This is a genomic window from Amycolatopsis sp. AA4, assembly GCF_002796545.1.
Taxonomy (GTDB): Bacteria; Actinomycetota; Actinomycetes; order Mycobacteriales; family Pseudonocardiaceae; genus Amycolatopsis.
In genome coordinates this window covers 7,429,610-7,449,725 of sequence record NZ_CP024894.1, presented here as the reverse complement: position 1 = coordinate 7,449,725, position 20,116 = coordinate 7,429,610, and the positions used below count along the sequence as shown (strand labels likewise).

Annotated in this window: 14 protein-coding genes; 7 read left to right on the top strand and 7 right to left on the bottom strand. The window is 63.0% G+C overall.

Annotated elements, in window-relative coordinates; genetic code table 11:
- Positions 1-204 precede the first annotated feature (204 nt).
- Genes CU254_RS34305 through CU254_RS34290 form a run of 4 tightly spaced genes read right to left on the bottom strand, consistent with a single transcriptional unit; the run spans position 205 to position 9,106 of the window.
- Entirely contained in the window at positions 205-3,279 is a 3,075-nt protein-coding gene (locus CU254_RS34305; RefSeq protein WP_009083629.1) for a type III restriction-modification system endonuclease, read from the bottom strand.
- 6 nt (positions 3,280-3,285) lie between these two features.
- A complete protein-coding gene (locus CU254_RS34300; RefSeq protein ID WP_037715733.1) occupies positions 3,286-5,142 on the bottom strand; it encodes a site-specific DNA-methyltransferase in 1,857 nt (618 codons plus the stop codon).
- Positions 5,143-5,150: 8 nt separating this feature from the next.
- The gene (locus tag CU254_RS34295) at positions 5,151-5,849 is read right to left on the bottom strand and encodes a DUF4391 domain-containing protein (RefSeq protein WP_009083617.1); all 699 of its coding nucleotides are present in this window, start codon (positions 5,847-5,849) and stop codon (positions 5,151-5,153) included.
- A complete protein-coding gene (locus tag CU254_RS34290) occupies positions 5,846-9,106 on the bottom strand; it encodes a helicase-related protein (protein WP_009083615.1) in 3,261 nt (1,086 codons plus the stop codon). Before CU254_RS34290 ends, CU254_RS34295 begins: the two co-directional genes overlap by 4 nt.
- 1,516 nt (positions 9,107-10,622) lie before the next feature.
- On the opposite strand from CU254_RS34290, the gene CU254_RS34285 reads away from it, so the two are divergent.
- Complete coding sequence (locus CU254_RS34285; protein ID WP_009083613.1) at positions 10,623-11,069, top strand: hypothetical protein; 447 nt, start codon at positions 10,623-10,625, stop codon at positions 11,067-11,069.
- Positions 11,070-11,908: 839 nt separating this feature from the next.
- Here CU254_RS34285 and CU254_RS34280 read toward each other — a convergent pair.
- Positions 11,909-12,142: a hypothetical protein gene (locus CU254_RS34280; protein WP_037715731.1), complete on the bottom strand. Its 234-nt coding sequence runs from the start codon at positions 12,140-12,142 to the stop codon at positions 11,909-11,911.
- Between the two features lie 29 nt (positions 12,143-12,171).
- Here CU254_RS34280 and CU254_RS34275 point away from each other — a divergent pair, with 29 nt between their 5' ends.
- A complete protein-coding gene (locus CU254_RS34275; protein ID WP_009083602.1) occupies positions 12,172-12,645 on the top strand; it encodes a TetR family transcriptional regulator in 474 nt (157 codons plus the stop codon).
- On the opposite strand, the gene CU254_RS34270 is transcribed toward CU254_RS34275, so the two are convergent.
- Positions 12,642-13,226: a TetR/AcrR family transcriptional regulator gene (locus CU254_RS34270; protein ID WP_009083600.1), complete on the bottom strand. Its 585-nt coding sequence runs from the start codon at positions 13,224-13,226 to the stop codon at positions 12,642-12,644. The two genes, CU254_RS34275 and CU254_RS34270, sit on opposite strands and share 4 nt — an antisense overlap.
- A 63-nt stretch (positions 13,227-13,289) precedes the next feature.
- On the opposite strand from CU254_RS34270, the gene CU254_RS34265 reads away from it, so the two are divergent.
- Positions 13,290-14,729, top strand: a complete 1,440-nt coding sequence (locus CU254_RS34265) for a carboxylesterase/lipase family protein (RefSeq protein ID WP_009083598.1) — start codon at positions 13,290-13,292, stop codon at positions 14,727-14,729.
- Between the two features lie 40 nt (positions 14,730-14,769).
- Here CU254_RS34265 and CU254_RS34260 read toward each other — a convergent pair whose 3' ends face one another.
- Entirely contained in the window at positions 14,770-15,957 is a 1,188-nt protein-coding gene (locus tag CU254_RS34260; RefSeq protein ID WP_158688125.1) for an MFS transporter, read from the bottom strand.
- A gap of 549 nt (positions 15,958-16,506) precedes the next feature.
- Here CU254_RS34260 and CU254_RS34255 point away from each other — a divergent pair.
- The 4 genes from CU254_RS34255 to CU254_RS34240 all read left to right on the top strand — a co-directional run bounded on the left by CU254_RS34255 (position 16,507) and on the right by CU254_RS34240 (position 20,107).
- A complete protein-coding gene (locus CU254_RS34255) occupies positions 16,507-17,160 on the top strand; it encodes a response regulator transcription factor (protein ID WP_009083595.1) in 654 nt (217 codons plus the stop codon).
- A 9-nt stretch (positions 17,161-17,169) separates the two neighbouring features.
- Positions 17,170-17,790 (top strand): trimeric intracellular cation channel family protein, encoded by a 621-nt coding sequence (locus CU254_RS34250; RefSeq protein WP_009083593.1) that lies wholly within the window; start codon positions 17,170-17,172, stop codon positions 17,788-17,790.
- A gap of 188 nt (positions 17,791-17,978) precedes the next feature.
- Positions 17,979-18,671, top strand: a complete 693-nt coding sequence (locus CU254_RS34245; protein WP_009083592.1) for a response regulator transcription factor — start codon at positions 17,979-17,981, stop codon at positions 18,669-18,671.
- Positions 18,668-20,107 carry a cell wall metabolism sensor histidine kinase WalK gene (locus CU254_RS34240; protein ID WP_009083590.1) on the top strand — a complete coding sequence of 480 codons (1,440 nt, stop codon included), beginning with the start codon at positions 18,668-18,670 and terminating at the stop codon, positions 20,105-20,107. The genes CU254_RS34245 and CU254_RS34240 overlap by 4 nt, the downstream gene beginning before the upstream one ends.
- Positions 20,108-20,116: the final 9 nt, after the last annotated feature.

The window sequence follows — 20,116 nt, the reverse complement described above, 5'->3', positions numbered from 1 at the left end:
TTCCGTCCTGCACGGAAGGATTCAACCGCTCTTAGCGCCCAGGGCCTCGGCAAAATTGCGGCTGACGGCTTGACCCCAAGAGACGCGACGGCAGCACAGCTCCCGTGATGATCAATAGTTGCTATACGACCTTGATCCGCACGGAGAACCGTGCATGCCGCGACGCCGTAGCCCATGAACCCTGTCGAGCTCGCCCAGAGGCGCTTATGCCGTCACCAACTGCATGAGTTCAGCGTAATCCTTAACTGTGTGATATTCGACGTTGTCGTCGGTCCTGTTGAGTCTTTCGAAGAACTTGCGGGCGCACTCGATCTTGGCTTCTTCAACGCCTCGTAGTTGGAGCGTTGACATGGACCCCTTGGTTTCGGCGACGAAGTAGACGTGTTTGACACTGCCTTCGGTGAAGGCGATGGCCCAGTCGGGGTTGTAATTTCCCACTGGGGTCGGGATGAAGAAGCCTCGCGGCAGCTTCGCGTAGACCGCGACTTCCTTGCTCGTGTCGAGTTCGGCAACAAACGAACGCTCGACTTTAGAGTCGGTGACGACGTAGTCGTAGATGTGCTTGTTGAGCTTGTCGGCGTTCGTGAGGTCCTGCTTGGTCTGGTTCTCCGTGAAGATAGACGTGTCGAAACGGTCGTCGACCGTGTCGTACGCCAGGTGCTCGACGATAACCGTCGCCTTCTGCTCGTTGATGATCCGTGCGGACTCGGTGATGAAGTGCTCCGGGTTCAGCCGGAACTTGGCGAACGTTACCGGAGTGACCTTACTCAGAATCGCTGCAACTGTTCGTCTCGTGAGCTGAGTCTTCTCCGTGATTTCACCAAGCAAGTCGTATCTAACTTGTGAACCGGCCGAGACTGTCTCGATGTGTGTGGTGCTGCTTGCTATGCTGAACCCGCTGCCGCTGGCTAGGTCGTCAGCATCCAGTGAGTCGCGTTGTTCTCCTGTGTGGATGACGTACTGCATCGCGGCCACGTTGAGTTGCTTGTCGAGCGCGAGGACGCATTTGCTGATCAGCTCCGCGGAGTCGAACTTGACCTGGTAGACCGCTTTGTGGTTGATCCGCCGCCAGAGCTCTTGGAACTCGTTCTTGGAGAAGTTCGCTTCGTTCAGAGGGATCTTCTTCGGCTTGCGATCGTCGCCCAGTGGCGGCATCTCGATGTAGAGCGCATCGACCAGCGGCCAGCAGACGTCAATCACCGGTTTCAGGATCTCCGACGTTGGTTCCACGAGAGTGCCGGCTTCCCTAGCCGCCTTGTATACGTCGGAGACCGTGTCGTCCTCGTTGAGGTAGTCGTTCTTGATCAGGTACCGGTAAAGGGCCTGCGCGACGGTCTCCTCCAGTCTGCGTTCACCGGACTCGGTATGGATGGTCTTGCCGGTGAAGTACTTGACGCTGGCCTTGCGCGGGCGCGCCGCCAGCGACTCGAGGATCTCCTTCTGCAACCCCGCGACAAAGTCGGTATACGCTTCGTCAGTGACAACGGTGAGCTGGTTAATGTCGTGCACCGTCGTTGAGTCGTCCATCCGCTCACCATGCTGGTTGACAGCGAGACGCAGCCCGCGGCCGATCTCCTGGCGGCGGGAGATAGTGTTGTCGCTCTTTTTGAGCATCCCCATGACGAACACATTCGGGTTGTCCCATCCCTCCCGCAAGGCGGAATGGGAAAAGATAAACCGCACGGGCTCGGCAAGCGACAGGAGGCGTTCCTTGTCCTTCAGGATCAGGTCGTATGCTTCGACGTCCTTCGACTGGCCCTTTTCGTCACCTGTCCGGTGTACCGGGCCGTCGATCTCCTGCTTGGACTTCTTGTCGATCGAGAAATAGCCTTGATGGACACTGCAGATCTTGTCGCGTCGCAAGTAATCCTGATACGCAGTCGTTGCCGGGTCGAGCGCCAGTTCACCAAGCACGTTCTCGACGGCCGCGGAGTATTCTTCTTCAAAGATACGCGCGTAATCCCCTAGGGTGTCGGCGCGGCTGTAGTCGCGGTACTTCGCGACCTCGTCGATGAAGAACAGCGACAGCACCTTGATGCCCTTGCTGAAGAGTTCCCGCTCCTTGTCGATGTGCGCGTCGATCACGCCACGGATCTGGATCCGACGCTTGGTCTCCTGGGTGACGTCACGATCGGCAAGCTGCCCAGTAAAAACGACATCGCCGTTGCTCAGCTCAACCACGTCGCGGGTCGCGTCGATGTCCGTGATGAACAGGTTCCTGTATGCCTCAAGCCCTCCCGACTCGATGTGCAGGTTCGCACCTTTTTCGAGGAGCTTCAGCTGTCGCTTGATCAGGCCGCCCTTGGTCTGAACTTCGATCTCCATCCGTGCCCGCGGCAGCGCTCCCTTGGCGATTTCGATCCGGTCCAGATACAGGTATGCGGTGGACCCGGCGAGGCCCTTTACGGTAATGCCGCGCACCGAGATCTTCTTGACTAGCTTCTGGTTGTAGGCGTCCAGGGCGTCGAGCCGATGTACCTTCGTGTGCTCGACTCGGTGCGTCGCGGAGTACCGCAACACCATCAATGCGTCAAACCGCGACAGTGCCTCAAGCGATTTTGCCGCACCGATCTTCTGCGGCTCGTCGATGATCACGATCGGCCGGTTCGCCCTGATGACGTCTATGGGGCGCCGCGACTGGAAGTCGTCCAGCACGTCGTAAATCCGGCGGTTGTCCTTGCTGGTCGAGTTGAACGCCTGAATATTGATGATCATCACTTGCACGCCAGCGTTCGCGCTGAAAGCTTCGATCTCATGCAGCCGGGACGAGTTGTATATAAATGAACGCGGGGCGGTGCCGTACGTTTGATGGAAGTGCTCGGCCGTGATTTCGAACGACTTCTTCACACCCTCGCGGATCGCCACCGACGGCACGACGATGATGAACTTGCTCCAACCGTACCGCTTATTCAACTCCATGATCGTCTTTATATAGACGTAGGTCTTTCCTGTACCCGTCTCCATCTCGACGTCTAGGTTCGGCGCACCCGGAGCGGCCTTGCTGTCCTTCAACTCTGTTGAGAGGTCAAGGTTCCGCAAACCTTGAACGGTGTGGACGTTGTCCAGCAATTGGTTCGGACTCAACTCGATCTCGGCGTTGCGCAGGCCCGAGTCGGATGTCGGCTCCGGCTCCCACAGCGTCGGGCCATCAGCCGGCTTCCGCTTGCCCGGGTCGATGCGGTACGAGACGCCGTCGTGCTTCGGTTGGCCGGCGAACACGTCGACGACGGCGTCAACCGCTTCGGTCTGGTGCTGCTGAACCTTGAATTGCAGCTTCATCGGTCGTCAGATCGCCTTCACATCGGTTGATGGCGAGATCTCACGGAAGATCTGCTCAGCGTTGATCCGGGCATCGTCGGACAGGAACGCGGAGTCGCGGAACACGGCGCGCAGGGGCTCTCGTTTCGCGATGCCCCGAACGAGTTCGGGGCTCACATCGTCGTTGAAGCAGGCAATAAGTGCATCGTTCTCGACGGCAAACACCTCGCGTCCTTCGATCTTCTCGACGCTGATCGGCATAGTCAGTTCCAGTCCCCAGTCCAGCAATACCTGGAACAGCAGATCCTCGCCGGTCCGTCCAGGCTTCACACTGGCTTCCAATCCAGCGAGAGCTTGCTGATCTGTTTCATCTGGCGTACGTAGCACATCCGCCATATTAGTAGTGTCGACCTTCAAGGTTCGGAACCCGACATCGATTTTGCCAGATTCTTCGAGCAACTTCCGTCCGGCGCGACGAATCCGTTCGCGGGAAAGTTGTGAAATATTTGAAAACTCGGACAGCTGACTACCGTCGCTAATCTTTCGGCCTTCGGGTACTTGGACTTGAATGTAGCTTAGATTGGTCCCATTCTCTGCGTTAGACTTGAGGGTAGCGTGGGCGAACGTTGAGGATCCTGCGAAGAAGTCCATGACTATGCCGTCACGCCCGCCGAAGGCCTCAATTATGCGAGACATTAGACGTACTGGCTTTGGTGTATCGAAGGGAGATGCCCCACCAAAGAGTTCCTTCATTTCAAGGGTTGCTTCTTTGTTGTGGCCAGCGAATTCGTATTCCCACCATGTATGAGGTGTTGTGGTCGCATCCTTCTCGTTGAGGAATGACTTCAGCATGGGTCTAGCTGTGCCATCAACTCCCCACCAGATGCGCCCATCGGCGTCCCATTCGAGGAATTGAGCCTCATTGCAGCGCCAGTACCTGTTTGGTGGAGGATTGAATGACCGACCGTTCTTTGTAATTGTAAACAAGCCGGCTTGGTAAGGTTTGCTCGCAGATAAATCCTGCGCTCGCCAAGGGCCTCGTGTGTCACTGTCGGGATTTCGGTAGGCAGACAGCTGGTCGTCGGATAACGCCCACTTCTGGACGCTGGCTTGCAATGCGTCGCGCGCGTAAACGTGGACGAAGTCATGCATATCGGAGATGTATTTCGCTGTAACATTCGCTACGTAGCGCTTTTGCCACACGATAGTAGCAATGAAGTTTTTTCTTCCAAATACTTCATCTAGAATCGCCTTCAGCGGTGCGGCTTCACCGTCATCGATGGAGATGCAGATGAATCCGTTCTGCGACAATAGATTTCGCGCCAGTTTTAATCGCGGGTACATCATGCTGAGCCAGTCGGAGTGAAAACGACCGTTTGTGTCGGTGTTGGCTATGAGTCGTGTGCCGTTTTCGTCTGACTGGCCTGACTTTTCGAGGTACTCCGCGGTCTTCTGCGCAAAATCGTCATTGTAGATGAAGTCGTTGCCGGTGTTATAGGGTGGGTCGATATAGATCAGGTTGACTTTGCCAAGATAAGACTCTTGGAGTAGTTTCAGTGCATCGAGGTTGTCACCTTCGATGAAAAGGTTCTTGGTGGTATCGAAGTCGACCGACTCCTCGCGGACTGGGCGGAGCGTTTTCGCGATCGGCGCGTTGGCGGCGAAGGCCGCCGCACGCTTGCCGGGCCAGTTCAGATGGTAGCGCTCCTGCGGCCCATCGACGACGTGGTCGGACAGCTCCTGACGCAACAGGTCGAAGTCGATCGCCCTCGCGGGATTGCCGTCCGCGTCGAGGGTCTCCGTGACGACGTTGGGGAACAGCTCGGCGAGCTTGTCGATGTTGGCAGCCGTGAGGTCGGGGGACGTCATACGCAGTTTCTCCACCGTGGTGCTCAGTCCTTCGTGCCCTGTGCTGGGCTGGCGGTCGGGCTCGTGAGGTCCACGAGCGTGGCTTGCTTCTTCTTCAGTTCGCGACGCAACTCGACTTTGCGGTTGAACTGCGGCTCTGTGCGGAGCTTCCGATCCAGGGTGGCGACCTCTCTCTGGAGAGAGCGCACTGTCCCTGCTCTCGCGATGAGGCTAGAGATCGTTTCACCTGGCCGTTCCACTACCGACGTCAGGGGTTGCAACAGTGCCGTGTAGAGGCCGGCGAGGTCGATCGCAGTCGGTATAGGCATCCGCTCGGCGTCGGCCGGATGCCAATCAGTGCTGTAGTACGGACCGAGTTTGGGAGTCTTGCCGAGTTGCTTGTATGCGGCGACCATCCTGATGCTGCGCTCGTTGCTCTCGTCGCGATTGATCTCGAAGACGATGGGCGTGCGCACGGCGGTGTCGACTGCGGCGAGTACAGCATCACTGACGTCGTCGATCTTCGCATCGATCCGGAACACCTGGATCTCCGGCACCGCAGCCGTGCCAGGCAAGTTGATGCGATCCTCCGCAAGCTTGTACGCCCATACGACGCGCTCCACCTCGGCGACCAGTTGCTCCCGCAGTGCGGTCCTAAACTTGCCGTGCTCGTAGAGCTTCGTCTTCGGCACCACTTTTCCGTATCTGGTGGCTGGCGGCCATTGGTACAACCCGGCGGTCATGCGTTCGCCTGCGATGGGTCGATCACCGCGAGGAAGGCAATCAGCTCGAAGTCGTCGAGGCCGGCGATCGCTTGAGTGAGGGCGGTCGTCGAGCCTTCGGTGAACAGGCTGTCGATGTCGCGTTCGTCGGTGACATCGATCATCGAGCGGATGGCGGAGGTGAGCAGTCCGGAATACTTGCTCATGTTGGCACCCTCGCGGGTTGCGGAGTTAAAGATGCGAGTGACCTCGACGACTGGGTCGTCGTGGGGGCGGCAGCCGGTTCGAACGAGGTCGAGTAGATGCTTGACCTCGGTATGGTCGGCGATGATATCGCCGTTGTCGTCGAGGTAGACGAGGTAGTAAGGGTGGAGCCTGTTTCCGCGATTGATGCTCTCATCGGCGTTGATGTTGCGCAGCGCGAAAATCACGCCAGGGCGAAGGCCCTTGGCAGCGTCGGCGGGCACAACCGCATGGAGGCCCTTGGGTGCAGTGGCCAGATCGCCGTACTCGTTGAGGTAGCCAAGTAGGTCCATGCGGAAATCGTTGAGACCTAGGTCGGTGATGGAGACGCCAGCGCGAACGTCTTCGAGTTCGATCACTTCATCTTGAAGCTTGCGCAGCTGTTCCTTGCGGTAGGCAGCGTCGGCGCTGGCCGGGTCGAGAATGTTGTCGTCGCCAACCCCAGCAAGATCTGCGATTACCATGCGGTTCTCGACGCGCTCCTTGAGGTTGATGTACTCGTCCAGCGAGATGTCCGGCCAGAAGTTCACCAACTGGATCTTCACGTTGGCCGATCCGATGCGGTCGACCCGTCCGAACCGCTGCACTATTCGGACCGGGTTCCAATGAATGTCGTAGTTGACCAGGAAGTCGCAGTCTTGCAGGTTCTGGCCTTCGCTGATCACGTCAGTGCCGATTAGCACGTCCAGTTCATCGGTCGCGCTAGGCATCGTCAGATGTCGCTGCTTCGACCGTGGTGAAAACAACGTCAGAATCTGCTGAAAGTCGTAGCCGGTGCCGAGGGTGGTCTTCGCCGCATGGTCGCCACCTTTGATCATCGCGGTTTCCAAGCCATTGAATGCGAAGACCGGGGCGAGTTCCCGGTAGAGGTACTCGGCTGTGTCGGCGAAGGCAGAAAAGACCAGAGCCTTCCGGTTGCCGTCGTTGATCGGGTTCGCCACCTTCTCCTCGACGATGCGTTTCAACGTCTGCAGCTTCACATCCCGTGCCGGCGTGATCTTGTGCATCTCGTCGAGCAACTCACGCAGCGTTTCGCGGTCGTTCCACAGGTCACGCTGCCACGACTCGATGTCCAGGTCTTCGAGATCGATCCTGATCTTCTCCCCGTACGACAGAACTTCGACGTCAGCGGAGTCGTCGTCGACATCGACCTCATCGAAGTCGATACCCAGGTCGGACAGCGTGCCGGCATGGGATGATAGGCGGCCGAGGGTGCTGTCGACCGCACCCTCAATCTTGGTGAGCGTGCGCCGGAACGCTTCGACGGAGCTTTCCAGACGCTTGAGCAGGTTGACCGTCATGAGCTTCTTGAGCCCATGTTCACGGCCCCGCTGGCCCAGGTTGGACCGGGCTGTCCCGCTCGTCACGTTGTAGAGATCTTCGTACTTGCCGATCCGGCTCGGAAACACATAGGCCAAGGGCGTGTAAACCGCCAGCGTCAGCACCTGCAGTTGCTCGAAGATCTCGTTGAACGTTGGCACATCGGCCAGGTCAGACAGCGGTTCGCGGACCGAAACCGGTGGCAGTCGCTTCGGGAAGGCTCCGACCTCGGAGGTGTCGTAGAACGCCTGAATGTGTTTGCGGGAACGGGCGATCGTGACTGAGTCGAGCAACTCGAAGAAGTCGAAGTCGAGCATCTTGAGGATCTGGTCCGTGGTCCTGTCGTCCGGTGCGAGCTTGGACCACTCGTTGAAAACCCGCTGGGCATCGCTGAACACCTTCTCGACCGTCGTAGAGATATTCAGGTGTTGGGCAAGGTTCTCCGACTCGCCCTCGTAGGCGAGCTGCAGTTGGTTCTTGAGGTCATTGAACCGGTTGTTCACCGGAGTCGCAGACAGCATCAGGAGTTTCGTCTTTACCCCATCGCGGATTACCTGCCGCATCAACCGCTGGTAACGTGACTCTTTCTCTTCCGCATAGTCGGCATTGCGGAAGTTGTGCGACTCGTCGATCACGACTAAGTCATAATTTCCCCAGTTCACCCGGTCGAGCCGCAGTCCCATCGACTCACCTCGCGTTCGCGACAAGTCGGTGTGTGCCAGAACGTCGTAGTTGAATCGGTCACGCGCGAAAATGTTGGTGGTGAGATTTGCATTGTAGTTGGTCCAGTTCTCGGCCAGCTTCTTGGGTGCGAGCACCAGCACTGACTTGTTGCGAAGCTCGTAGTATTTGATCACCGCTAGAGCGGTGAAGGTCTTACCGAGGCCGACACTGTCCGCGAGAATGCAACCGTTGTAGGTCTCCAGCTTGTTGATGATCCCGGTAGCGGCGTCGCGCTGGAAGTTATAAAGGCTCTGCCAGATCTGCGTGCGCTGGTAGCCGGTGCGGTCGTTTGGTAGCACGTCCTCGCTGATATCTTCGAGGAACTCGTTGAAGATGTTGTAGAGGATCAGGAAGTAGATTCGGGCCGGGGAATTCTCGGCATACACACTCGCGATGTGGTCATATACCGCCTCCGTGACGTCGTCGAGCTGCTCTGGGTTGTTCCATATCTGATCGAAGAGCTGGACGTACTGCGTCGCCATCGGGGTGTCGTCGATACGATGTACCATGTTGGACACCGCGTTGCCGCGTTCGTAACCCAGATCCGCGGTCGTGAACCCTTGCAGCGGCATGTATGCCGCCCTGTCGTCGACTACCGCGAACTGCTGCATCGGGTTGCCTGTGGAGTTCGATCGGAACGTGACCTTGCGCCGGACCCACTCCGCGCACTCCTTGGCGATCGCCCGTTGCGTGAGCCTGTTGCGCAGACGAACCTCGAACTCGGAGCCGTGCAAGCTGGACTCAGCCCGAGCCGCCGGCGGGATGAAGAACTGCCGGCGCTCCTTGCGAAGCTTGTCAGTGGCTTTGGCTGTCACGAACGATGGCGAGGTGAAGATGAACTCCAGCTCGCTGATCTTCTTCAGCTCCTTGCGGAGAGCTTCGAACGCGAAGATCGAGAACGTCGAGGCCGCGATGCGCACCTTGGAGCTCGGCGTGATCTCAATCTTGAGATCGTCGCCGAGCTTATCGTTGACGTTGTCGATGATCTTCATTGGCAGCCCTTGTGATCACCTGGTCAGGCGACGCTAGTCAAACTGGTCAGGCGACTCTAGTCAAATGAGAACCGATCTCACCGACCGTAGGCGGCGACCTCGGGGCCGGTCAGTACGTGTCGCCCGACCCGCTGAGCGGTATCTAGCTGACCGGACGCCGGCTTAGCTAGGCCGGTTGCTGGGCGAGACGTGCACGCTGACGCTACGCTCGGTGAGACTCCCGCGTGACGGATCGGCATGACCTGGGTGAACATCAACAGGGCGGGCCTGCTGCATCATGGTTGTGTGACACCTGAGTTGGCTTGCCGACCTGGTGGTCTGGAAGAATATCGTTGTGCTCGAGCCGGATACTCGTGAATTTCGTGATGTTGCGGTGCGGATTGCACGTGTGTGCGGTCTGGCGTGACGTTGGCTCCGGTGGCTACGGATTTCGGGATGCATGAGGTGGCGTGGTAGAAGTGGTTGCGTGCAGAACCCGCGTCATCACGACCCAGCGCAGGTGACCATCGCCACTCCTCGAGCTGCGACTTCAGGGTGGGATCCACGCGCTACATGCGCCCGGCCCACTCGTCCTCAAGGGAGCCACTCGAGGTTGCCCAGTGTCCCGACAACTGGCGGGTAGCTAGCCCGGCAGGACCTGGATGTTGCTTTCGCCGCAGATCGCGAACCAAGTTTGCAGTGGTCTAGCTCTCGGTGTCGGTGATACGAAGCCTGAGTCTGCAGCTAGGTGGGCGGAGGAGCTTTGCGATGGAACCCCCACGGTCCCGACAAGACCTTGTGTTCGCGACAAGTGGACCGCCGATGGCCCACTTGCCTTGACGAGCTACACGACGCGAGGGTCATCGACTAGACCCGCTTCGCTCGCGCGGAACCCTGGCGTGAGGAGTCTTCAGGGCGGCAGGCAGGTCGCTGACCAGTAAGTTTATGTTCCTGTACCGGTTTGGCTGGGTGTACAAGTCCTGCTTGATATGCACCGTAGACTGAGGAAGAATTCCGACTCGGAAGTAAATGGGGCGAGTCAGTGCCGGAGCCTTACGCAGAGTCACTGCCTTGCTTCCTATGATCATGGTCTTCGACCTTGGTACGGAAGTTATCGTCGTCGAGCAGTTCAGTGAACCAAAGGTGCTAGGACAGCGACAGCGAGCCGATCCTGTCACGACCACGGGCCTTCGCCCAAGACATGTCGGCAGGCCCTCTCTTCAATCCGCTGCTTCGCGGTGCTCACTCAGTGGCGGCTTAAGGCCAGCTTCACTGGAATGGTTTCCTAGCGGTCCGATCGCTGGGACTTACCGGCGATCGTGCCGACCTGAATGCCCGCAGGGCGGCGGCCTGCCAAGATGGGGCGGATGGATCTCCGTGTCGCCGTGCTCCGACTTACCCAAGCTGTGCGTTCACTGCTCGGCGAGTCCTTGCGTGTGGTCGATCAGCCGGTCTTCGCATGCCCGGAGCCCTCATCCAAAGACTGGCAGCTCAGGCGTCGCTACCTCGTGGTCTTCGTCGATCGTGTGGCGATGGCATGCAGGATCAGCTCGTCGATTTGGGCATTGTGATCGCCGGTCGGAGAGCGACCTCGTATGAGCGTCGTGTCGAGGTCGAGGACTTCTCAGCGCTGCCGATCCAAGCTCCTCTTGACGGCATCGAGAGCCGCTTCAAGAACGATGCCGGTGCTGTGCGTGCACACGGTCCGCTTGCACTCGCCCGGGGCCGTCGCTTCATCGACGCTCTCGTGCGGGAATTCCTCGCCCTCGCGCCGCGGTTGATGGAGCTCCAGGCCAGAGTGGCAGTACCTGTACCGGCGGGTGATGCAGTCGGGAGCTTCCCAGGGCAGCGGGACGCGAGCAACGTTCTGCTGACCGCTTTCGGGATGGACCGCGCACCCATCAGGGACTGGCCCACCTCCACGTCGTCGCATGGCTTTTACCACGAAATCCCAGGTGATGCGGTGCCCACGAGGACGACCTAATCTGGAATGACTTCATGCATCTGCCCGGCTGGCCAGAAGGGCAGGCGATCGACTGGACCGCGAGACGGCACAGTCGAGGGGGTCGTGAACTGCGCATATACTACGGAACGGCCGAACGCTCGAACGGCAAAGACCTTCGCAAGCGAGCTGGCCCGCATGCGCGAGATTCACAAAGCGTGCTCCATCAAGAACCGGCCTGCGGACATCCAGCTCATACAATCAGCGAACTTCTCCAAATTCTGCGACCCCGTTCCCTTCGAGCCGGAGACAAAAGACCTTGTGTCCGGCATGTACCTCTCCCGGGGCCATGTCGAGACCTTGCTCGCTGACTGCCAGAATCTCAAAGCCGGAGGTGGAGAATTGAATACGGGACAACGTCGCGGTGCCTGAACAACACCTTGTTCGCTGGTCTGCTCGGTGACGGCTGGATCGGCACGCGCTGTGCCGCAACAGAAACGGTCGCACGTCAAATCGGGATCAGTCTCGAACTGGAGCGAGCGGTTGTCTCTGGCGTCAGTCTGAACCAGCAGCTCGGTAATTCCCATCGACAAGACATCAACCGATAGGCCGGCGTGGCCGTTGACGGGCGTGCGCTTCTGCAAGCAGGCGCGGGGCTGCAGTTCAAGCTCCTAATCCAAACTATTCTCCGTTGCAGGACATTCGTTTGTCGGCAGTCATCGATGCGGGGCAGATTTCGCATGGAATAGCAATCCTCTAGTTGGACTACTGTCTCAGGATGCTGGGTTGTTGTGTAGACCTGTTCGCGGCGCGTTGCGGTACCCAGGGTTTGTTTTGCGCCGAGGCGAGTTAGCGTCCGAGATGACCTGGCGAACGTGGACCTATCCCTCGCACTTCAGGTCGCTACCCATCGCGGCGGGTTCCAGGAGGTCGTCATCAGCGCTGGCCGTGAGCGCTTCAGCAAGACCCTCCATTCCTGGCTCGACGATGGCGACATCGAGCGGTTCGCCGCCGAGGTTCACCGCATGTGGCAGAACCTGGCCGGTATCGCCGAACTCGATGATGAACACGACGTCGACTTTTCGGTCAGGCTTGCGATGAGCGGCGGTGGACATGTCGACATCGACATCAAGCTCAACCAACCGTGGGCAACGCGGTCGCGGGCGAGGCCGGGGTCGACCCCGGGATGGTGTTCTACTTTTTCGGCAGCAAGCAGGGCCTTTTCGCCGCGGCGATCGACATGTCCGCCCAGGTTCCGCCCGCTCTCGAGGAAGTCTTCGCCGGCGGGTTCGACGGTCTCGGCGAGCGCATCGTCCGGACGCTCGTGGAGAACCTGGACGCCTCGGGCCGAACCCCGCTCGCGATGCTCAGCCGCGCCGACGACCAAGCCGACGCCCTGCTCCGCGAATACCTCGACCGGGAAATCACCGGGCGGCTGGCGAAGCTGCTCGACGCCCCGGACGCCGAGTTTCGGGCGGGCATGGTCAACGTCCAGCTCTTGGGCCTCGCCGTCGCGAGGTACGTCGTGCGGATCGAACCGCTCGCGTCAGCGTCGGTCGCCGAACTGGTCAGCCGGTTCGGTCCGCTCGTTCAGCATTGCTTGACCGACGCGGGCTAAGCGAAAAGCCGATCCAAGTACTGATCGATCGCCGCAAGCGCAGCACGGGACTCGATCACGTCCAGCTCAAGCAGCGGCGTTAATCCAGTCAGCGCAAGGACAAGATTCGTCTCGACGGCCGGGTCCCGATCCGCGTCGATGTGCCCGTCGGCGATGGCTTGCCGGATCAGGCGTTCCACTAGTGCTCGCTTCTCGCGCAGGTCGTCGCGCAGCTTCGCGTGCAGTTCGGGGTCGTGCAGTGCTTCGAGGACGTACGCGGCGCTCATCCGGCTGGTGGCGCGGGCGTCCGGGTGCAGCGGCAACATCTCGGTGAGCGTCACCCGCAACACTTCGCGCGGGTGCGTGACGTCGGCGAGGCCCTCGGCGACCCGGTGCGACGTTTGCTCCGCGGCGAACTCCATCGCGAACGTGAGCATCGCGGTCCGGGTCGAGAAATAGTGCTGCACCTGGCCGAGGGACGCGTCGGCCTCGCGGGCGACCTCGCGCATGGTCGCCCGGTTCCAGCCCTGCTGCGCCACCACGCGCCACAACGCGCGCGCGATCGCTTCCCGTCGCTCGCGGTGGTCGACCTTCTTCGGCACGCTAGCCCCCGTTCCAATACAACTGACATAATACACTTGACTTGAAACCTGAGGGGGTCTTGGATGGACAACAGGACGCAGCCGGCGGTCCGGACGGTCGAGGGGGCCGTGGCGGGCCGCTGGCGAGCTGGGATGGCGGAGTTTCGCGGAATCCCGTACGCCCAGCCACCGGTGGGCGATCTCCGCTTCGCCGCGCCCGTCCCGGTTCCGCCCTGGGGCGGCACGCGACAGGCGACCGAATTTGGCCCGCTGCCACCGCAATCCGGACCAGTCCAGATGGAGTCGGCACACGAAACGGACTGGCTGACCCTCAACGTCGCGACGCCTGACCCCGGCGCTGTTGGCCTGCCGGTGCTGGTCTGGCTGCCAGGCGGCGGATACGTCATCTCGGTGAGCAGCGACCCGACCTACGATCCGACCCTGCTGTGCGCGGCCGGGCTGGTCGTGGTGAGCGTCAACTACCGGGTCGGCGTCGAAGGCTTCGCACTTATCGACGGTGCTCCGGCCAACCGCGGGTTCCTCGACCAGATCGCCGCACTGGAATGGGTGCAGCGCAATATCTCCCGCTTCGGCGGCGATCCCACGCGAGTGTGCGTCGCCGGTCAATCAGCCGGAGCGGGATCGGTCGCGTCTTTGCTCGTGACGACGCAAGGCTTGTTCCAACGCGCCATCGCCCATTCCGTACCCGGCGCCTTCGCCCGTCCTTCGCTCGCGAAGCAGGTCACCGCGGCGCTCGCGAACGGGGAAGACCTCCGGAACGTCGACCCGTGGCAGTTGGCCGACAAACTCACCGCCTTCAACGCCAGCCTGGCCGGCCAACGCGACCGCTGGGGTCCGATGGCCCAAGTCGGCACCGGAGTATGCCCGGTTCTGGACGAGGATTCCCTTCCACAGACGCCCTGGACGGCGCTCGCGGACGGCGTCGACCTTCTCGTCGGCCACACCCGCGACGAGTTCCGGTTGTTCTCCGTCATGGCTGGGCGAGTCGGCACATTCACTGCCGACGACGCGCAACGGGCGCTCGCTCTCTACGCCCCATCGCCGGACAGCTACCGGGCCGGCTACCCGGAAGCCGGCCCGGAGGAGCTGATGGAGATCGTCTACTCGGACGCGCTTTTCCGAATGCCGAGCCAGCAGTTGGCCGAAGCGAACGCCTTGGCTGGCGGTCGGTCGTATCTCTTCGAACTGTGCCTGCCCGCGCCCGGCCTGGGCGCGTGTCACAGCCTCGACGTGTCTCTCGCCTTCGGCACTTTGGACAGCCCGGTCGGCCGTCAGGTGTTCGGCGAGACGCCTGACGCCGCAACGCTTCGGGTGTCCGAGGAGCTTCGACAGGCCTGGGTCAACTTCGCAGCCACCGGCGATCCGGGGTGGGCCGCCTATTCTCCCGAGCAGCGGCTGACCCGCGTGCTGGACGTCGAGTCGATGACCGTTCCCTACCCGGAGGAGGTTTCGCGGAGGATCTGGGAGCACCACACCCCAGTCCCGTTTAGCTTTCCCGCATAGGGCGAAGTCCGGGAACTCGTCCTCGGATCCGGGCAGATGTTCACGGCACTGCGCGACGACGTCGTGATGCACTGAGCAGCAGGACGAACGCGGCGGCTGCGGTACAGATCGCGAGCGCGGTGCCGGGTGCCGTGGTTTCCGTAGTCGCGCCCATCAGGCCCGAGCCGGCGGCGGCACCGAGGTTGACGGCGGTGTTGATCCAACTGCTCGCTTCGGTCCGCACGCGAGGATCAGTGCGAGCGTCAGCCGCGAGATACCCGACGATGAGCAGCGGTGCGATGAAACCACCTGCCAGTCCGATACCGACGACAAGCACTGGTGTCGACCCGATGAGTCCAGCGGCCGCGCTGATCCCGATCAGCGTTGCGCCCAGAACGAGCAGTTGTCGTTCGACCGATGTGCGCAGATTCAAGCGGCCGTACAGCAAACCGCCGAGCGCGCTGGCTCCTGCGAACAAGGCCAAGACGACGCCCGGGAGAACTGCGGAACCCTCGGCCGCCCCAATGGCTGGTGCCACGATCTCGACCGCGCCGAGGATGATTCCCGGTGCCATGATGGCGACCACCACGGGCAGAAATCCGGGCGACCGCAAGGGTTTCGGCGCTTCTGTGGTCGTCTTCGCGCGGTGTCCTCGCTGTTGCCGGGACAGCGGGCTGAGGACGAAAAGGCCACTGCCCGCGGCGACGAAACCGGCCGAGACGTAGAGCGCGAGCGTCGGATCCGCGAGCGCGGTGAGGATCGCGGAAGTCAACGGCCCCACCGCGAAAATCACCTCCTCGGCAACCGCGTCCAGGCTCAATCCGCGAGTGCGCAGCGGTCCGCTGGCGAGCGCCGCCGACCACACGACGCGCATCGTGGATCCGAACGGCGGGAGCGACAACCCCGCGACGGCGCCGAGGCACAGCAAGAAAGGCAGCGGCGCACTCGGATTCGCGGCGAACCCGAGGAGGGCGATCGGGTGGACCGCGCCCAGCGCCGACAGGACGGCTGTCTGGCCGAACCGGTCGACGGCTCGCGCTCGCCAGGGGGTCGCGACGACATTGGCGATCCCCAGTACTGCCGTGACGGCGCCGGCCGCGGCGAACGATCCGCGGCCGGATTCGAGGAGGAACACGAGCGCGAGCCCGGACATCGCCAGCGACGACCGGCCGAGGATGCTCGGCAGGAAAGAGCGCACCACGCCGGGTTTGCGCAGCACAGCCCAGTAGGAAAGGTGTTCAGTTGACACGTCGTTCTCCAGTGCACAGCGCGGTCGAGGCGCGCGGCTGACGGGTTCCCGCGCCGAAAAACGGCGCGCTCAGACCCGCCCGGGCCGGTGCTGGATCTGCGAGGGGCGGGTCGCAGGACCGTCAGCTGAAGAGGACGATGAACTGGAACATCGCCGCGACCGTATCAGGGGCGAGGGGCATCCGCGGCCGGTTTTCCAGGGGACGGCCGGGTCGCTGGCTCCGGCGACGCCAGACGGTTCGCTCGGCGCAAGCGAGGGGCCGCGGATCATCCGCTGAGCCGTTTCGGGACCGGACCGCCCGACCCCCGAGATGTGCGGCCGATGAACATCCGCTCGTTCTGGATCGGTTACGCAACTCGGCGGCGCCCACCTGAAGAAGTCACTCAAGTGGGTGACCAGCAACCGGGTCTGCTGGGGTTCTCCGCCGCTCCGGTGGACCAGCCGCGTCACCTGGTCGTGTCTGGTTTCGAAACCGTGAACAACAGTAGGTAATCTTCCGTAACGGGTGCGGGGAGCCGCCTCCAACCCACGGTCTGCCGGAGGGCTTCGTTGATCAAGCTCATGTTCGCCGACGACGAGGAACTAGTTCGGTCGGGGCTGCGCGCCATGATGTCCGGGGCGTCGGACATCGAGATCGTGGGCGAGGCGAGCGACGGCAGATCGGCGGTCGAGGTCGCCCGTCGCTATCACCCCGACGTCGCGCTGCTCGACATCAAGATGCGCGCCCCTGACGACGGCATTCGCGCGCTTCGGGCCATTCTCGCGCTTCCCGACCCGCCCACCGTCGCCATGCTCACCACCTTCGACATCGACGAGTACGTCAGCCTCGCGCTGCGGCTCGGCGCCAACGGATTCCTGCTGAAGGACATCGACCCGGCGGCGCTGCTGCGGGCGGTGCGCGACCTGGCCAAGGGCGGTGCCGTCCTCGACCCGGGCGTGGCGGTGCGCATGGTGCAGAGCCATCGCGACGAGCAGCGGGCCGCGCAGCCGGCGCGCAAGCTTCTGGCCTCGCTGTCCGAACGCGAACGCGAGGTCGTCGCGCTGATCGGGCAAGGCCTGTCGAACGCCGAGATCGGCGGGCGGCTGCACCTGTCCGAGGCGACCGTCAAGGGATACGTCTCCGCGGTGCTGTCGAAGATCGGCGCGGCCAACCGGGTGCAGGCCGCGCTCTTGGCCTACCGCGGCGGGCTTCTCGACCAGTAGAACCAGCACATGCTGCTGACCGCGCTCGAATTCCTCGGGCTGGTGGCGTTCGCGGCGTCCGGGGCGCTGGCCGCGGTCCGGGCGCGGCTGGACGTGTTCGGAGTCGTCGTGGTCGGCCTGACCACGGCGCTCGGCGGCGGCATCATCCGCGACGTGCTCCTCGGCATCCATCCGCCGACGTCCCTGCGCAACTGGCCGTACCTGGCCGTTTGCGCGGCGACCGCGCTGATCGTGTTCGCCTTCCATCCGCAGGTCGCCCGGCTGCGGCACGCCGTGCTGCTCGCGGACGCGGTCGGGCTCGGCGTGTTCGCGACGGCCGGGACGACGCTGGCACTCAACGCGGGCGCGACCGGATACGCCGCCTGCCTGATCGGCATGACCAGCGGCATCGGCGGCGGCGCGCTCCGCGACCTGCTGCTGCGCGAGATCCCGCTCGTGCTCCGCAAGGAGATCTACGCGATGGCCGCGCTGACCGGCGCGGTCTGCGTCTGGGCGGGGCACGCGCTGAACCTCCCGGCCGGCGCGGTCACGACCGTCTCCGCGGTCGTCGTGGTCGCGATCCGCGTGCTCGCGCTCTGGCGGCACTGGAACGCTCCGGTCGCGCGGCCGCCGGAGGAACGCTCGTTGTGACGTGAGCTGGACGCGCGTCGCTGCTCATCCCGATGACGCCGAGTACGCGGATTCCGGCTGCCCGAGCCGTTTCCGCTGAGCCGCGGCCGCCCCGCCACCTGCTACGCGTCGCACTCCGGGGAGAGTCTCTTTGTGTGTTCTGTGTGTGTTCTTAGGCGGGTCTCAGCACTCTGCGTAAGACTGGCGGCATGCGCATCCTCGTAGTGGACGACGACCGTGCCGTCCGTGAATCGCTCAGGCGGTCTTTGGAGTTCAACGGCTACACCGTGGAGCTCGCGAGCGATGGTGCGCAGGCATTGGAGACGATCCTCGCCAACCGTCCGGACGCGATGGTTCTCGACGTGATGATGCCGCGCCTCGACGGGCTCGAAGTGGCCCGCCGGCTCCGCAGCACCGGCGACGACCTGCCGATTCTCGTGCTGACCGCCCGCGACACCGTCTCCGACCGGGTCTCCGGCCTCGACGCCGGCGCCGACGACTATCTGCCCAAGCCGTTCGCCCTGGAGGAGCTGCTCGCCCGGTTGCGCGCCCTGCTGCGCCGCGCCGCGCCGGACGCTCAGCAGGGCGAGACGTCCGAGGTGCTGTCGTTCGCCGACCTCACACTTGACCCGGGCACTCGCGAAGTCCGCCGCGGCGGCCGCGAGATCAGTCTCACCCGCACCGAGTTCGCGCTGCTCGAGCTGTTCCTCTCGTACCCCAAGCACGTGCTGACCCGCGGAAGGATCCTGGAGGAAGTATGGGGTTACGACTTCCCGACGTCGGGCAACGCGCTGGAGGTCTACGTCGGCTATTTGCGCCGCAAGACGGAGGCGGAGGGCGAACCGAGGCTGATCCACACGGTGCGGGGAGTGGGGTACGTCCTGCGCGAGACCCCGCCGTGACCGACCACCCGGCGGGCGCGCACGCCGCGCCGGAGGGGGAGGTCCCCGATCCGCGGGGCACCCGGTGGAGCACTCGTCGCTTCTCACTGCGCGGCCGGGTCACGCTGCTGGCCGCCGCCTGCGTGGCGGGGGCGGTGGCGCTCGTGTCCCTGTGCGCGTACCTGGTCGTGCGCAACAACCTCCTCACCCAGCTCGACGACAACCTGCTCGCCCGTGCGCAAGCCGCGGCGAATGCGCCGCCGGTGTCCTCGTCTCAGCTGCGCGACGTGCCAGGCGCGTTCCTGGCCAGTGCCGATGTGCAGATCGGCCAGCTCAGTGGCATCACGGGCAGCATGTTGTCCCCGAAGCCGGGGACTCCGCCGCCTGCGGGGCCAGCCGAGATGAGCGTCGCGACCGGTGCGCGAGATCAGTCCATTCGCACCGACCCGGCCACGAACATGCGAGTCGTCGCGGTGCCCCTCGGGCAGGACCAGGCGATGGTGCTGGCGCAGTCGATGGCTCCGACGATGCGGGCGCTGAACCAGTTGTCCGTGGTGCTGTTCCTGGTCGGCGGTGCCGGGATCGTGGTGGCCGCGGGCGCGGGCACGGCGGTCGCGCGCGCCGGGTTGCGGCCGGTCGACCGGCTGACGTCGGCTGCCGAGCGGGTGGCGGCGACGGGCGACCTGCGTCCGATCCCGGTGAGCGGCGACGACGAACTCGCCCGGCTCACGCACAGCTTCAACATCATGCTCGGCACGGTCGCGGACTCGCAGGAACGGCAGCGGCAGCTCGTCGCCGACGCCGGGCACGAGCTGCGCACCCCGCTGACTTCCATGCGCACCAACCTCGAACTGCTGCTGTCGGCCAGCCGCCCCGGCGCGCCGTCGCTGCCGGACGAGGACCGCGCCGACATCGAGGCCGACATCCGCGGCCAGCTCGACGAGCTCACCCAGCTCATCGGCGACCTGGTGGAGCTGGCGCGGCAGGACGAACCGCGCGAGCAGGCGGAGCGCGTCGACCTGATGGACGTCGTCGAGCGCGCGCTCGACCGGGCGCGCCGCCGGGCGGGCGAGATCGAGTTCGAGGTCGCGCTGCAGCCGTGGGTGCTCACCGGCGACAACAGCTCGCTCGAACGGGCGGTGCTGAACCTGCTCGACAACGCGGTGAAGTTCTCGCCGCAGGGCTCGCGGGTGCGGGTCACGCTGCGTCCGCTCGGCGACGGCACCGCGGTGGTCGAGGTCGCGGACTCCGGACCGGGCATCGCCGAGGAAGACCTGCCCAAGGTGTTCGACCGTTTCTACCGTTCGTCGGAGGCGCGCACGCTGCCCGGATCCGGCCTCGGGCTGGCGATCGTGAAGCACGCCGCGGAACGGCACGGCGGCACGGTTTACGCCAACCGGGCTCCGGAAGGCGGGGCTCTGCTCACCATCCGGCTACCGGGGGCGCCCGTCGCCTGAACTGCCCGC

What these genes read in the sequence shown, in the direction of transcription:
- CU254_RS34305 (WP_009083629.1), bottom strand. Translation starts at nt 3,279, where the DNA reads ATGAAGCTGCAATTCAAGGTTCAGCAGCACCAGACCGAAGCGGTTGAC.
- CU254_RS34295 (WP_009083617.1), bottom strand. Translation starts at nt 5,849, where the DNA reads ATGACCGCCGGGTTGTACCAATGGCCGCCAGCCACCAGATACGGAAAA.
- CU254_RS34290 (WP_009083615.1), bottom strand. Translation starts at nt 9,106, where the DNA reads ATGAAGATCATCGACAACGTCAACGATAAGCTCGGCGACGATCTCAAG.
- CU254_RS34285 (WP_009083613.1), top strand. Translation starts at nt 10,623, where the DNA reads ATGCAGGATCAGCTCGTCGATTTGGGCATTGTGATCGCCGGTCGGAGA.
- CU254_RS34280 (WP_037715731.1), bottom strand. Translation starts at nt 12,142, where the DNA reads ATGTCCACCGCCGCTCATCGCAAGCCTGACCGAAAAGTCGACGTCGTG.
- CU254_RS34265 (WP_009083598.1), top strand. Translation starts at nt 13,290, where the DNA reads ATGGACAACAGGACGCAGCCGGCGGTCCGGACGGTCGAGGGGGCCGTG.
- CU254_RS34250 (WP_009083593.1), top strand. Translation starts at nt 17,170, where the DNA reads ATGCTGCTGACCGCGCTCGAATTCCTCGGGCTGGTGGCGTTCGCGGCG.
- CU254_RS34245 (WP_009083592.1), top strand. Translation starts at nt 17,979, where the DNA reads ATGCGCATCCTCGTAGTGGACGACGACCGTGCCGTCCGTGAATCGCTC.